This window comes from Alistipes megaguti (assembly GCF_944320325.1).
Classification (GTDB): Bacteria; Bacteroidota; Bacteroidia; order Bacteroidales; family Rikenellaceae; genus Alistipes; species Alistipes megaguti.
The window spans coordinates 1-15,547 of sequence record NZ_CALUHA010000014.1 but is presented as its reverse complement, the minus strand read 5'-3'; the positions used below and the strand labels follow the sequence as shown (position 1 = coordinate 15,547).

The window sequence follows — 15,547 nt, the reverse complement described above, 5'->3', positions numbered from 1 at the left end:
TTTCAAGCGGGAGGATGCCAATCGCAAGAAAAATGCCGGCCGATTCACCATCGGCCGGCATTTTTCTTCCGGGCTGTTCCGGAAAACGGAAATCCGCTCTCCCGGATGCCGCTTACAGGCTCCCCTCTTACGGAAACACCGGAACGTCCGGCATCCCGATTAAAGGTTGCATCTCTTCCCGGAAGACCGCTTTGTCTATGGGCAGACTGTAAACTCATACGCTTGGGCATCTTCTGACTTGAGTGCGAAAATGATCAAGTATATGCAGTCTGTGCCGGGAGTCGCCGCGGCGATCAATACGACGGGATCTTATCCCATTCGGCCCTCTATCTACAATCAGCTGAAATTCGCCTGCTTCGATCTCCCGGGTGTTTCGCAGATGTGTTTCATGCGTGCCGCCGAGATGTATCTCATCGAGACCGAGGCGCTCTGCAAGCAGCAGACTCCGGATGAGTCAACGGCTCGAAATCTGCTCTACACGGTCAACTCCGCCCGCGATGATGCCTATACGCAAACTGCAGCCTCGGGGCAGGAGCTGATCGACGAGATTCTGCTTACACGGCGTATGGAGTTGTGGGGCGAAGGTTTTTCCTGGTTTGATCTGAAGCGGTTGGGAGCCTCCATCTCGCGCAAGACCTATGCCGACAACACTTCGGGTGCCGAGTGTCCTGGAACGTTTGGTCGGAACTTTGCCGTGACGGTAGGGCCCAACGATAATGGAACTAATGACTGGGTTTGGGTCATTCCGCTGAGCGAGACGCAGTACAATGATCTGATCAAGTAAAATATCAATCAGATGTAAAATAATTGCTCCATAATTTGTGGCATTACGCCAAGGTTATGGAGCAATTATACTATGAAGACGTTTATCGAAGTCCCGAGATTTTATTTTTCAGAGATTCTCTTTGCTCAGGAGAAGTGCCATACTCAAAAGCGGCAATTTTGCCAGATTTGTCCACCACAATAGTAAGCGAATAGCCGTTGTTGCCTATAAATTTCTTAAATTGGGTATCGTTGACAAGGGGAATCCAGTTAAATCTAACTTTGTCAAGAACTTGTTTTGCTACTTCAGGAGCTTCATAAGTAGATGAAAAAAACATTACATCCGGCATTTCATCTTCCCAATTAGAAAAATAAATGCTCGTAACTTGTTCATATTTAGATGTTGCAAAATCAGTCATAAAGGTTAAAGGTACGATTTTCCCGACATCCGTTCGCTCCGAACAAAGGACTTCGCCGCTCAACGGTCCGACGGCTCCGTGATGACCACGGGAGGCCCCGACGGCACGAAGCGGGACAAATCCCCGATTCCCGAGCGCGTTTCGACCGGATAAGCCGGGCGCTGATCCTCGAGCAGAAACGCGTCGAACGTATAATCCGGCTCGCCGGCAAGCCTCCGGATACGCCGGATCTGAGCCCATCGGCTCGGGGCATTGAAATAGGCGACATTGTCGTTCATGCAGCTGTTCTCTTCCGGACGCCAGATCCCCGAACGGTAGGTGCCCGCCCCGGGATAGGTTCCGACCATCGGATAATCGGGCAGCGCGGCGAAATCCCGCCACGTCGTCTGGGAGATGTCGGACGAAAAGTCCGCATTGATATAGAATCCAAAGTTTTTTAAACTCTCGATTTCGTTCCGAGTTTTCGCCGGAATCTCGGTCTCGTAATAGACGTATTCGTCGAGCAGCTTGGCGAAACCGTGTCCGCCGGCCTCGTGCACCACAAGTTTGTCGAAACTGCTTCCGACAGGAATCATAGAGATCGAAAAACCGTCGGTCCACATCAGACTGGTCCCGGCATACACCGCCCGGTTGATCGGCATGACGACCGTCAGATCCTGCATGCGGCGCCCCGTCAGTGCCGTCACCCGCGTCAGCCAGTCGCGGACGGCTCCGTCATCGCACGAAATCGAGGTCGATACCCCCTGCCACAGCGTCGAGAATTTCGTATCCACGGTCTCCGCCGGAGAGACACAACTCATGCCCGCCTCCTCGGAAATCGCAGTCAGCATGTAGACATCGAAATAGGAGCGGTAGGCGCTGTAAGGATAGACCGAGAAGAAGGCTTCGACCGCTCGCCGCATGTCGGTTTCATATTTCCCCGTTCCCCGGGCCATTTCGGCAAGCGTGTAGCCGTCCCCCACGACGACCAGACACACGCCGTTTCCGGATGTGGCCCGTTGCAACGCAATGACCTCGCCGTCACCGTAGTTTTTCACCGGATCGAAGGCCTGTTGCACGAGAACGACATCCTGCGTGAACCGGCCAGCCGTCACATGCAACGTCACGGACCTTTCCGCGCCGAGATTCGTCAAGACGCGGATGCGCACCCGCGTCCCCTCGACCACGGCCGTACACCACTCCGCCTGCGGGGAGAGCGTGACTTCGAGCGGTTCGGGTGCCGATCCGACCGTCAGATACTCGGTAGTATTGAGAGCTGGCAATTCGAGTCGTCCGGGCGTCACGAGGGTCGGAGCCTGCGTAACCGCAACCACCTGCGAAAGCTCCGCCGCATCGAAATAGACCGAGGCATCGCGCTGTGCGAAATCCGCGTTCGGTGCGACGTGCAGCCGGACCCGATATTTCCCGGCTCCGCCCGAGGCGGGTTCGGCCGTCAGCCACTCCCGCGCTATCGGAGGCGACACCTCCGAGGTCCAGGCCCCGTCGGCCTGCAATTCGATCCATTCGTCCCCGCCCTCGCGCGGCAGCACGACACTCGGGGGCGAAACCTCCAACAGCGTCGTCCGATCCTGCGAATCCGTGCAGGCGCAGCACCCGAGCAGCACGATGCCCCACAACAACCGTAAACAACTCTTCATGGCAAACTCTTTTTATGCGAACGAAACGATTCGGGCGACTCCGGATCGAAAACAAAAGGGAAAGCACCTCACGTAAGAGGAGAGGTGCTTTCCCGAATTGCAGAGACGACTATTGCACGACCTTCTCGAAACGATACCCAAAACCGAAGAAGTCGGTTTCAAAATGATCCGTATACCACCATTTGGGCAGGAATGGCGGCTCGTCGTAATCGCGCAGGAAGAGGATCATCGACCCGTCCTTGTCCAGCATGAGCGCGATAGTCAACTTACCAAGTTTTTCGTTCGAATTCTCGAAAGAGCGGTTTCCGCTGCTCAACTGGAAATAAGTCAGATCGAACGAACCTTCATCGACCCAGAAATATTGCTCGCCGACCGTCGTACAGGACCCGCTCACTTTGCCCGCCTCCTGCACGTTGAAAGGTGCGGTATAGGTCATGTCGCACGTCCGGAAGAGATCGGCCAGATCGCCCGTGCTCGACGGCGTGAACTTCGCATGGTCCCCTTCATCCGTGATCGTAATCGTGAAGTCATCGTTATTACTCGGAATCTTCGAGGTATCCAAATCCTCATCCATAGCGAAGAGTTCGAGCATCTCCAGACCGATCAACTCCTTGTGCTGCCACGTGCCGGCCAGCGCCGCATAGGTAAGCAACCCCTTGACCGTGATGATTACGCTCTCGATCTCTCCGGCGACGAAGCGTCCGCCCTGCTCATCCACGCCGAGATTCAGCGTCACGGGATTGGACGGATCCACATCGGGCCCCGGGAGCAGCGTCAGCGTCGCCGTGTTGCCGTCTTTCGGAACGATGAAAGAGGTGGCGTCGTCCTTCACCAGGAAGTGCTTACCCAACTCGGCCGTCGAGCCCGAAAGGACCTCGAACGGCAATTCGAGATCCTTAGGCGCCTTGAAGTTATCGTTGCCCACGGTCAGCGTAATATCCAGCGACTCCTGCAATTCTGCCGCCGCCGTTGTGAAACTGTAGACATAAACGCTCGACTTGGCCAGATTGACCGTCGTGGAAGCAACCCGACCGATCGTATAACCCGTTCCGGGGGTCAACGTCAGGGTCAGGGTCTTGGCCGCCTCGAATGCCTGCTTGGGCGTTACGGTGACGGTCGCCTCGGTCTTGCCGGCTTCGAGCAGGAAGCTCTGCGCGGAAAGCTCGTAATCGGCCGCCGTGGCAGTACCGCCGACCGTGAATCCGATATTCAGATCCGACGCCGCAGCCTGCGACGCTACCACCTTGACGTCGATCGGTTCGTCGTCCAGCGTATAGGACGATGTTGAAAATTGCACATTGGCATCCGAGCCCGATCCGGGTCCGTCGTCATCGCCGCACGCGCCCAGCGACAATGTCGTCAGAAGCGCCACGGACAAATACAAATACTTTTTCATAATCCATCTTTATTTAGTGAAACAATCAGAGTATCAATTTCCAACCGCCGTTTCGTACTCCGAACGAATCTCCCGCCACCTTTCAAGCTCCTCGGCCGATGCCGATTCGCCGACGATCGGCAGCAGATCGTACGATCCGCCCGAGCTCCGCGGCGGCACATCGTCATACTTGTCGCATCCTGCGGCAAAAAATCCCAGTAACGCCGCTACGCCCAGCGCTCCGAGCAACAACCAGTTTTTCCGTTTCATGGCCTTCAGTTTCAAAATCAAAATTCATAACCCGGGTTCTGCGCAATCTGTCCCTGACTGTTCCGGATGTCCCGGACACTCACGGGCATCGTATAGAGATACTTCCGCGTGACATATTTGACCGGCAGCGTGCTCCCCGACTGCTGGATCACCCACCATTCGGGACAGCCGTTGCGCTTGAGTTCGAACCAGCGGTCACCCTCCATGTAGAGCTCCTTGCGCCGCTCGTCCAGAATGGCGGAAATCAACCGCGTGAGGGGCTTGCCCGCGGCATCCACCGTGATCAGCGCCTCGGGGTCCGGCTCAGGAAGCGACTGAAGCGTGTAATCCTCAACATCTTCGATACGCTTGCGGCGCAGTTCGTTGAGCAGCGACAAGGCCTTCGCCTCGTCCTGCTGCGCCCCCGGGTGGGCATAACTCTCGGCAAGCATCAGATGCAGCTCCGATCCCCGGATCCGTGCCGTCACGGTCTTCTGATTGACCCGTTTGGCATCACACATGATGCCCCAGCGAATATCCTTCTGCGGCTCCGCACCGAAAAGTTTCAACAGCGTGGCATTGACCGGTCTCGTACTCAGATAGCTGCGGAATGTCTCGTCGTAGAGCGTCTTCACATCGTCATCACCCGTCGTACGGTCGCGGATGATCACCTCCTGCAACTGCTCGCCGTAAGACTGGATCGACTCCGTATAGACGCTTCTGTCTGCAAGGGCGTAGGACGGTACGGCCAGCAGCTCCTCGCACAGCGGAATCACCTCGGACCACTCTTCCGCCCAGAAATAGAGCTTGGCCAGGTAGGTCTTGGCCACCGCCTCGGTGAAGAGATACGATTCGTCGGTCATGTGGTAGTCGACCGCCTTGCGGAGGAGCGATACCGCATACTCATAGCTCCGTGCAAGGGTATTGCGATCGGGCACCGCATCGCTCTCCACGTCGAAGTGCTCGACAATGGGAATGCCCGGCAGAGAGGAGGCCGTCGCCGCATCGTACGGCTCGCAGTAGATCCGGATCAAATTGTAATAGCATACGCCCTTGATGGCATAGGCTGCGGCACACAACGCCCGGGCCTTCGCAGAGTCCTTTTCGAGCATGTACTCCAGAATCAGGTTACAATCCTTGATTGCCGAATAAAGACCCTCGTAATACCCCTTCTGAAAGTTGTTCGCCACATCGCCCGCATAGAGCGTCAGACGCCCGGCCGAGATGTTCGCATCGAGATTGTCGGAAATCGACTCGTAGAGAATCACCCGGTCGTAGCAGCCCAGAATATCTTCGTCCGTACCCTCCTCGATGGCATACAGCATGTTGTTCAGCAAGGCTTCGAAATCCTCCTCCGTTTCAGGAATGATCTTTCCCTGCGGCGTTAGGTCGAGATAACGTTTGCATCCGCCGAAAAGCAGCGTTGCCAGAACTATCATCCATATTTTCCGTTTCATAATCCGCTGTTTTTAGAATCCGAGCGTCACGCCGAACGTCACGGAGCGCGTCGTGGGATAGATCGCGCCCGGAACCTCCGGGTCCATGCCCTTGTAATCGGTGAATGTAAAGAAGTTGGCCAGACTTACGTTGAAGCTCACGGCATCGAATCCGCCCCGGTTGACCACCTTGCGCGGCAACGAGTAGGAGAGCGTGATGTTCTTGATCCGCACGTACGAAATCTTGTAGATATAGATTCCATCGACCACGGCATTGGCGGTCGGATTCGACTGGTCGAAATGGTACTTCGCGTCGAACGAGTCGTAGATCCGCGGGTATTTCGTCCCCGTAGTGTTCGTTTCCGTCCAACGGTCGGTGCGGTCTTTCCAGACATTCAGGTGGTTCGAATACAGGTCGCTGTACTCAGTCTGCGCCCGGTCCATCGTGGAGACGCTTCCCGCAGCGATCTGGCTGTAAGTCGCCGGCGACTCGTTGCGGTCATAGGCATAAGACCCGAACGAAAAGACGCCGTTGACCGACAGACGCAAATTCCGGTATCCGGCCGAAATGCTGAAACCGCCGTTGAACGGCGCCTCCCGATTCCCCAGATAGTAGAGGTAGTTGGCTTCGTCGGTGTAGTCTGCATCGCTCGAAATGACCGCATCGGGGCGAAGTTTGAATTCGTAAAGACCCGTCAGGGGGTCGATCCCGACCACCTTGCCGCCAATGAGCGCCCGGGCCGGATAGCCCTCGTAGTAGTTGAGCTTCATGTGCTGGAACGATACCGAACTCGCATATTCGAGCACCTTGTTCGAGTTGAAAGCGAAATTGACCGAAGCATCCAGCGTCCAGTCCCGGGTCTGAACGATCCCGCCCCGGAGCGTGAACTCGATACCCCGGTTACGCAGACGGGCGAAATTGGCCGCCTGATGGGTGAATCCCGTGGTCACGTAAAGCGGCTTGTCGTCCACGGCGCCTTTGGTCAGACGTCTGTAATACTCCGTTTCGAGCGAAAGCCGGCCGTCCAGGAATGCCAGGTCCAGACCCACCTTCACGTCGTTGACCTTCTCCCACCCCAGATTCGGATTGGGCGCCGAAGAGATCGTTCCAACCAGGTGGTTCTGCGACTGATACTCCCGATAGGTCTGCAGCGAATAGTTCATCATCAGTTGCGGCGAGGCGCTCGTCACGATATTTCCCGTAAAGCCGTAAGAGGCTTTCAGTTTGGCGTATTGGAGCACCTTGCGGGCCGATGCCATGAAGGGCTCCTCGGTCAGAATCCAGGCTCCGCCCACACTCCAGTTGGGATTGAACTGCGCATGCGTGCCGAAATAGGAGCTGCCGTCGGCACGCCCTGTGACGCTCAGAATATAACGGTCCCGGAACGAATAGTCGGCCGAAAGGTAGAACGACGCATAGCGGGACTTGGTGAAATACTCGCCCGTCAGACGCTCGATCTCCCGCAGCGTGCTTTCCGAGGGTTTTTCGATCGGTGGCAGAGCCGTATTGCCGGTCCGCGGGTCGTAATTGAACCGTTTGTTGAAGAGCGTGTGCGAATCATTGCCCCGCAATTCGGCGCCTCCGACCACATTCAACGTATGGCCGTCGCCGTACTCCCCGACATAGGTGAGATGCCCGCGCAGCAGATACCCCGTGCGACGGCTCTTGTTTTCCAGAATGGAGCCGTAGAGATTGCCGTTGTGCGTACGATGGATGCTCAAGCGATCCTGATAGGCCCCGTACGTATCCTCCTCCCGGGTAGTCTGCGTATCATTGTTGTTGAAGTTATAGGAGGCCAGTCCTTCAAACTTCAGATTCTCCAGCAGTTTGTACTCCATCCCCAGACGGACCTCCGTCGAAACGTAATCGGTCTTCGTCTTGTTGCCCTCGATCTCCCGCAGGATGTTGAAGCCCTTTTCCGGCAGGTCCTCATAGGTATCGCGGTTGTAGTTGGGCAGCGAGAGCCACGTCTGGTCGTTGGCATAGCTGCCATCCTCGTTGTAGGGCTTCTCGTAGGGGTTGGCGAAATAGGCATAGGTGAAGGGATCGACGCTCGGATTCGGCGTATTGGCCTTCCGGCAGGAGATATCGGCGCCCACATCGAAGGAGAAACGGCGGGTGGGTTTGAAGCCCAGATTGGCCTTGAAGGTATAGCGGTCGGCACTGTCTTCGATGAGCATGCCCTGGTCGTTGGTATAACCCAACGAAAGGTAGTAGTTGTAGGTCTCCGAACCGCCGCTCACCGAGACATGGCCATTCACCGAGACGGCATTGCGCAGAATCACGTCATACCAGTCGGTATCGGTCGCAGCCAGCGAACTCAGATAGGCATCCTGTGCCGCCGTATCGCCCTTCAGATGGGCAAAGGCCAACTGTCCGGAGCGAACCTGTCCCACGATACCCACCGTGGGATAGATCACCGACGGGTCCAGAAGCGACTGCGCATATTTCTCAGCCGCGAATTCGTCCCAGAGTTCCTGCTCCCAGGCCAGTTTCTCGGCCGTATTCATCAACGACGGCTGCCGCTGGGGGCGGAACGAAACGGTGACATTCGACGAGAAATTGACCTTCATCTTCCCGGCCTTGCCCCGTTTGGTGGTCACCACGATGACGCCGTTCGCAGCCCGCGATCCGTAGATTGCCGCTGCCGCGGCGTCCTTCAGCACGACGATCGACTCGATATCGCTCGGGTTCACCCCGCCGATCCCGTAGATGAAAATGTCGTCGAAACCGCCGGCCTTGAGCTCATTCGAACTCAGATTCGTACTCGGGCCCTCATTCTGCAACGGAACGCCGTCGACCACCCACAGCGGAGTTGTATTTCCCGAAAGATTGGCAATACCGCGGATCCGGATCCGCTGACTGGCTCCGGGGCGCCCCGTAGTCGGCGTAACCGTGACACCGGCCAACTCGCCCTGCATCATGGCGTCGACCGAGGTCTGCGGCTTGAGTTGCAGTTCATCGGCCGTCAGGATACCCACCGAACCGGTCACCTTCTTGACCGTGGTCTGCGAATAGCCCGTCACGACGATCTGTTCGATCTCCGTGGAGGTGGGTTGCAGAACCACGTCCAAACGTGTACGCCCGGGAGCCACGACCTGCTCCTGCGTCTGATAACCGACAAATGAAAACAGAAGGGTCTTGCCGCCTTCGGGAATCCGGATTTGGTAGCGTCCGTCGGAATCCGTGATCGCCCCGCTGTTGCGCGCCTCCTTCACGACCACCGTCGCCCCGACCACGGGCATCCCGTTCACATCCGCAACCCGCCCCGTGACGGACCGCGGCTGTGCGAACGCAGCACCGCACTGCAACAGAACCGACAGCAGAATCAAGGCTTGACGTAAAATCATCTTCATAGGCCTCAATCGTTATAGGTGTACAAACTTATCATCACTTGTTTTCAAGAAAGTGCGTCACCCGGCGCAGCAACAATGCGTAGTGTCCCCGCATCTGCGGCGAGGCGCTCCGATTCCGGGCGGCCGCAATCCGATCCCGGCAGTCGAGCAGCACGCCGTAGAGCAGATGGCCGTCCTCGGGCCGCGTAAGGTAGGAAACCCCGGCAAGCGGAGCGAAGCCTGCGGAATCCTCCACCGTCACAGCCTCGGCGAAATAGTCCGAACGCAGCTTCGATTTCCGGCCCGCGGCCTGTTCGGCAAGAGCCAGCAACCGATCCAGGAATCGCAGTTGCAGCGGCTGTTTGACCAGTTCGTCCGCCGGGTCCGCATTGTCCCAAAGATAGGCCGAGAGGTCGTCCAGCGCCTCCGCGCGCGTGTAAGCCTCCCCGTCGGTCAACGAAGCGCAGAGCGCAATGCGGTCCAGGCTTCCCAGAATCCGGTCGAAGGTCTCCGTACGGATGAAATCCGCGATTCCGGGATTGAGCCCTTCCCCCACGATCAGCGAACGGCTGTCGAGCCATTCCAGATCGTCGAGCCGCGACAACAGCCACCGCATCGCCTCACGCTGCGTCCCGGCGGGAAGCGGCTCGAAACTCCGGCCTGCATCTCCGGCATAGCGTTCGTTGATCCGCACTCCGCCCAAGCGGGCGATCACGGAGCCGAACAACGCATTGCAATAGAACGAAATCGATTCGGGGAAGGCCGAACGGTAGGCATAATCGACATCCTCGTCGTCGATCCACTCCGAGACATGGTGCAGAACAACGGCAAGATTCGCCAGCCCGGCATCGGCCGCCCGCAGCGGATCGTCGCCCAGATCCGAGGCCCGTGCCCGGGGATCGAGCGCGAATTTTTCCGGCTGTTCTCGCAGAAAACGGCACGACGGATCGTCGCTCACCGCCCCGTCGCCGTAAAGCCACTCGACGGCGCGGTAATCGTACGGCCCCAGCGAGGTCTGACAGAGTTTCACGCCGTTCCGGAAATCTTCGGGACGCGCCACATAGTTTAACGGCAGCTCGTCGAGAATCGAGGCCGAAAGTCCGTTCGCGGCCGTATAATGCGCGCTGCGCAGCGAATCGAGCGGCACCGTCTGCGAAGCCCCCATGTTGGGCAGCAGCCCCAGGCAAAAACCCGTATAACGGGCCACCTTCGCCGACAGGCTCTCGCCGAAAAGCGCCTCGTCGAGTTCCAGTCGCCGCGCCCCGGGATCGGCGGCTCCCGTCTGAAGAAGCCGTTCGGTTTGAATCTGCGGTCCGATATTGTGGCTGATGTAGATGTTGGCGCTCAGAATCTCTCCCGTCCGCGGATCGGTCCAGGCGTTGAACCGCAGATCGCGGGCCGGCGAAGGAACGTAGCGTACGGCCGAATAGCGAATGTCGTTCACGTCGGGCAGCCCCTCCGCCGAGACACGCCGCACCTCGATGGCCCGCGGAAGACCGATCCGCTCGAAAGCATCGTTCCAGAGCAGTATGCCCCGTTCGATATAGGGTTTCCACGCCGCCGGGAAACGCTCGTCGAGATAGAAGACGATGGGACGCCCGGCATCCACCCGCCACCGGGAGGCGTAATAACGGACTTCGGCGCCCTGCCGGTCAGCGCTGTATTCGACATAACGCGACGTGGAGGTACCCACGCGCAGATCCGCTTCACGGACCGTCGTCATCGGTTCGGGCAGCAGCAGGAACGATGTCCGCACGGCAGCCGTGAAGAGTTCAGGATCGCCCCGCGAAATCACGCCGAAAGCGTAGGCCGAGACTTCGTAGGAGAGCTCGCTCACCACCGAGACATTGTCGTTAAAAGCCGCTATATCGCGTATCCAGGAGGCTTCGGAACGGTATTCGTAACTCCGCAGGACGAATCCGTCGCGGCTGCTGTAACTCTCCGGGTCCTTGGGCGAAAGGTAACTCTCGCCGTTCCGGAAGAACGATGTCGCACGCACCACGACGCCGCTGCTGTCGGGCGTAACCGCCTCGATGGGAAACGACGCGATCACGGAGGGCTGCCGGCTCGCGGCCAGCGCCTGCCCGATCGCCGGATCGTCGCTGCGCGAACGGCTGTCGAGTGCGGCAATCTGCAAAAGCGAATCAGTCCGCTGGAAAACGACAAGACGCGGACGCGAAGGCTGCATCCCGACCGACGACTCCTCGCCGTCGCTGACCGACAGCACCGTAACCCCCAGCAGCAGATCACGCCCGAGCATCGAATCGGGGACCTCGAAATAGACATCCCCGTCGAGCAGATGCAGGGTGAACAATCCCTGCACCGTTCGGGGATTCTTACCGGCGAAAAGCTGTTCGTAAGCCGTCTTACGCGGTTCGGGAGCCGTCGCGCGCCGCTTGCGGGCCGCCGCGGGCGTCGCGTCGCACAGCACCGGCAACAGCATCAACAGCGTCACGATCCATCGCATATCGTATCTTTCTCTCATAACTGCCGTCATTTCAGATAGGATTCGATCGTATGCAACAGCGAACGGTAGTGCAGCCGGGTCTGCAGATCGGGATGGTTCCGCTGCCCCTCCAGCAAGCGCCGGATCTTCAGCACACAGTCATAGGCGAGCCCCTCCATCGGCCGCTCTTCGTAAAACAGCGGCATGGGATCGTCATACCCCGCCACAGGTCCCGGACAGCCTGCCGAAGCGTCCGACAGCAGGGACCGGTCCGTGCGGAACGCCTCCGGAACCTCCATCCGCCGCATGGACGCAAGGCTCTTGGAATCTCCCTCTTCACGCAATGCGGCCACCTCGCCGAGCGTCTCCAGGAAAAGACGCTGCCGCTTGATCTGCGAGAGATTCAACGCCTGCCGGCGAAGGGTCGGAGCCCAGATTCGGTCGTAAATCAACGACATGCACGCTTCGGGCGTGAAGGCGTCGTTTTCGGCCAGCGCCGCCGAAAGCCCCACTTTCGAAGGCGACGCCACGACGGCTTTCATCACAGCCTCGCACACGGCGTCCGCGGCCGAAGCCACCAGCCCCAGATTGCCCGTAACACTCCGGTCGTCCAGCCACTCCATGTCGTCGAGCTGTTCCAACAGGAATTCCAACGCCCGGACCTGGCGCTCGCGGGGAACGCTCCGGTAATGTTCGACCGAGTCCCCGACGTGTTTCTCGTACAGATACACTCCGCCCACGTCCGCATAGACATGGTTCAAATAGGTGAAATACTGGTTGACAATTCCGTTGTAGATGGCCTTGCGGTAGCTGTAATCCCGGTCGTCGGATTCGGTCCAGGCATTGAGGTGCGAAAGCACGTATTTCAGATTGGAGATGCCGTATTCGGAAGCCCTGACGTGATCGTCGCCCAGATCCTCGGAGAGGGATCGGGGGTCGAGCGGCTCGGAGAACTGTTGCTTGCCGTAGCGCAGGACCGGATCGGCCGACGCCTCGCGCAGCCATTGCGAGGTGATCGCATACTCCGCCTCGGGGCTCCCGGCGAAAAGCGGCGTATAGTTCCATTTCACCAGAAACCGGTCGTAAGCCCCGAACCGCGGAGGCGTCATCCGCACGCCGCGCTCGAAATCGCCCGGCTGGGCGACATAGTTGAAACGGGCGTAATCCATGATCGACGTGGTCGTTCCCGTCTCGCGGGTGAAAGAGGGGCTCCGCAGCGAATCCACGGGGATCACGGACGACGCGCCCATGTTGTGCATGAAGCCCAGGCAATGCCCAATCTCATGCGAAAGCACATACCGCAGGGCGTCGCCGATGATCTCCTGAGGAATCTGCTTCTGCCGCACGCGCGGATCGGCCGGCGAGGTCTGGATGAAAAGCCAGTTGTTGATCAGCTCGATCACATCGTGATAAAGATAGACCGAGGCGCTGACGATCTCGCCGCTGCGCGGATCGGTCCACGAGGGGCCCATGGCGTTCTGAATCGTCACCGGGGCATACCGCACACACGAATATTTGAGGTTGTCGGGGTCGAATTCGGGGTCGTCCTCGGGAAAAAGCCGCGCCTGGACGGCATTGCGAAAACCGATCTGCTCGAAAAGTTCGCTCCACTGATTCACCCCTTCGATGACGTATGGAAGCCACGTGCGGGGGAAATTGCGGTCGATGTAAAAGACGATCGGCTTGACCGGGTCCACCAACTCCCCGCGCCGGTAGGCTTCGATGTCCGAGGGCTCCAGCCGCCAGCGGTTGGCATACCATATCGGACGGGCCCCCTGGGTCGTGGGAGAATAGAGCATCTTGCCCGTCGGAAAAACGGCGATGCGACTGTCGGTGATCCGGGGGCTGACGGGAAGGCTGTCGAGCAGCAGGATGGAACGTGTGGCAGTGATCGTAACCGGCATATCCCGCAGCCCGCGCTCCGAGATCGTCACCCGGTAATTCAGGCTGCTGCTGACCGAAACGTTATCCGAAAAGGACTTGATTCCGGTCACGTAGGACTTCTCCTTTTCGAACGACTCCTTGCGTTTGAGGCGTCCCGAAAGCGTGTGCTGGCTGTATTTGTCAAAAGGCGACAGCCGCTCGTCATCGCTGACAAACAGATCCGTGGCGTCCACGACTACCGCAGAACTGTCGGGCGTAAAGGTCTCGATCTCGAACAACCGGTAAATAGCGCCGATATTGCTCGTTGCAAGCGCTCGCTCTATTTCAGCATGATTCGGGAGGGGGGGGGTAACGGCCCGCGCCGAAATCAGCCGCATGGCGATCCGGTCTCCTGCGCGCGTGAATGCGAAATGAAGCGGATCTTTCGGCTTGGAGCCCACGATTCCGTGACCGTTGTCGCTGGTAGCCGAGATGGTCGTTCCGAGCAACATGCTCCGATCCATCAGCCGGAGCGGAATCTCGAAATAGACCCGCCCTTTCATCTCATGCAGCGTGAAAAGGCCCCGGGCTATGCGGTGTTCCTCCTTGAAGAATTTGTCGTATGCCGAACTTTTCGTGGTGTCACACTGTTCGGCGGACGCCTTGCGGCTGCGTTTTCCACAAAGTCCGAACGCCTGCTGCGAACCGCATAACGACAAGACCACAAGCAAAAAAAGGGGCGAAATTATCCGAGCATAAAACTTCATCATTCAAACAGGGTTAGAACGAGCAGATTAACCAAAGAAATATCAACAAAATTCCCAGGAGAGAGCCTTTCCCCACTATCGAAAGGATCCATCCTCCACGAGGAACCTAACAAACCTTTACTTTACAAAGATAGCAAAAATTTATCGGAAAACAAACCGGTACAAGGGGCAGGGCGAAAACTCCAAAAGGCAAGAATTTGGATAAGCAAAAGGTATTCAGTGGTTTAAATGGATGTCAGAGAAAACAGCAACCGCAATTTATCGCAATTTTAGTGCAAGAATTTCAAGAAAAAAATTACGTTTCAAAGACTTTCAACGCAATTTTAACCACTTGATTTAAAAGTATTAGGCCGCAATTTAAGCCGTTTTAACGTGCGTTTAAAATGATGACTTTTTTGGAGTTTCCGTTCCTCATCAAATTGTCCCCTTTCATTATACCATATAAACTTGTAAATTTTGTTTAAATTTCCCATGTTCAAAATTTGAATTCTGATACGTGATTCAGGCCGGATCATAATGAGCCAATACCGCCCGTCGATATTCTCTACAAGGCAAACGAAGTGTTCAGGCGAGCCATTGACGCGATTGTCCATTTTGCTACGGAGCGGCACAAGTCTTTCTTCGCCCCGTCCGAAGCCGCCGACATCAAGAGCGTGATGCAGGAGTACGGGGAAACGACCGAACAGCAGGATATGGTCGGCACATGAATCTGTGACTATGCGGAGAGCCGGTAGCCGTTTGATGAAATAAAACATCGCCTTACACTCAAAGAGGTTGGCGATGTGGCAGAGGACAAGTATGATTGGAAATTGAGAATATGCAACAAGGATTGCAAAGATAATACATCAAGTTAGCAACTGTTCTAATTACGTAAATACTTGATAACCTTGTTTCATAAATCACTTGATTTCAAATTCTGCATTCAATTTTATCTCTTTCCTTTTCGCATAAAACGATTTGCTTATGCGATATTTTCCTTTGAAAAGATGATAATACCTGTCAATAGGAAAACTAAAGCAATACAATAAAGGTGCTTTCCGTTTGTTAAAACCATCATCAAACCAAGCGATGTTACCTTTTGTCTTAGCCATAACCCATTCCTTTCCATTCCATCGTTCTACAGCCCAACCTCTTCCATACATCAGCGAGGTCGATGTCGGATTTGATACGAACACATTAATAATTCCAATCAGCAGTTGAACTGCTGTAATTCATAAGTTTAACCGAGGTCATTCAGGCCTCAAAATTAGTTGTAAA

Annotated in this window: 10 protein-coding genes and 1 pseudogene; 2 read left to right on the top strand and 9 right to left on the bottom strand. The window is 56.8% G+C overall.

Annotation, left to right across the window (positions count from 1 at the left end; translation table 11 throughout):
• The first annotated feature begins 262 nt into the window (after nt 1–262).
• On the top strand, nt 263–784 hold the full coding sequence (locus PUQ42_RS05235) for a RagB/SusD family nutrient uptake outer membrane protein (protein WP_273371642.1): 522 nt from the start codon (nt 263–265) through the stop codon (nt 782–784).
• A gap of 82 nt (nt 785–866) precedes the next feature.
• Here the strand turns inward: PUQ42_RS05235 and PUQ42_RS05230 are convergent, their stop codons facing one another.
• The 8 genes from PUQ42_RS05230 to PUQ42_RS05195 form a co-directional block, all read right to left on the bottom strand.
• The gene (locus PUQ42_RS05230) at nt 867–1,181 is read right to left on the bottom strand and encodes a TlpA family protein disulfide reductase (protein WP_273371640.1); all 315 of its coding nucleotides are present in this window, start codon (nt 1,179–1,181) and stop codon (nt 867–869) included.
• Nucleotides 1,182–1,240: 59 nt separating this feature from the next.
• Entirely contained in the window at nt 1,241–2,818 is a 1,578-nt protein-coding gene (locus tag PUQ42_RS05225) for a M64 family metallopeptidase (protein ID WP_273371637.1), read from the bottom strand.
• Nucleotides 2,819–2,927: 109 nt separating this feature from the next.
• Entirely contained in the window at nt 2,928–4,214 is a 1,287-nt protein-coding gene (locus PUQ42_RS05220) for a hypothetical protein (protein WP_273371635.1), read from the bottom strand.
• 33 nt (nt 4,215–4,247) lie between these two features.
• Nucleotides 4,248–4,463 (bottom strand): hypothetical protein, encoded by a 216-nt coding sequence (locus PUQ42_RS05215; RefSeq protein ID WP_162992780.1) that lies wholly within the window; start codon nt 4,461–4,463, stop codon nt 4,248–4,250.
• 17 nt (nt 4,464–4,480) lie between these two features.
• Complete coding sequence (locus PUQ42_RS05210; RefSeq protein WP_273371632.1) at nt 4,481–5,899, bottom strand: RagB/SusD family nutrient uptake outer membrane protein; 1,419 nt, start codon at nt 5,897–5,899, stop codon at nt 4,481–4,483.
• A 12-nt stretch (nt 5,900–5,911) separates the two neighbouring features.
• Nucleotides 5,912–9,235, bottom strand: coding sequence for a SusC/RagA family TonB-linked outer membrane protein (locus PUQ42_RS05205; protein ID WP_273371629.1), 3,324 nt, complete (start codon nt 9,233–9,235; stop codon nt 5,912–5,914).
• Between the two features lie 34 nt (nt 9,236–9,269).
• The gene (locus PUQ42_RS05200) at nt 9,270–11,699 is read right to left on the bottom strand and encodes a zinc-dependent metalloprotease (protein ID WP_273371626.1); all 2,430 of its coding nucleotides are present in this window, start codon (nt 11,697–11,699) and stop codon (nt 9,270–9,272) included.
• A gap of 8 nt (nt 11,700–11,707) precedes the next feature.
• Nucleotides 11,708–14,248, bottom strand: coding sequence for a zinc-dependent metalloprotease (locus PUQ42_RS05195; RefSeq protein WP_273371717.1), 2,541 nt, complete (start codon nt 14,246–14,248; stop codon nt 11,708–11,710).
• A gap of 578 nt (nt 14,249–14,826) precedes the next feature.
• On the opposite strand from PUQ42_RS05195, the pseudogene PUQ42_RS05190 reads away from it, so the two are divergent.
• Nucleotides 14,827–15,144: pseudogene (locus PUQ42_RS05190) on the top strand (hypothetical protein); the annotation flags it as partial.
• A 45-nt stretch (nt 15,145–15,189) separates the two neighbouring features.
• Here the strand turns inward: PUQ42_RS05190 and PUQ42_RS10340 are convergent.
• The gene (locus PUQ42_RS10340) at nt 15,190–15,465 is read right to left on the bottom strand and encodes an immunoglobulin-like domain-containing protein (protein ID WP_420534948.1); all 276 of its coding nucleotides are present in this window, start codon (nt 15,463–15,465) and stop codon (nt 15,190–15,192) included.
• Between the last annotated feature and the right edge of the window lie 82 nt (nt 15,466–15,547).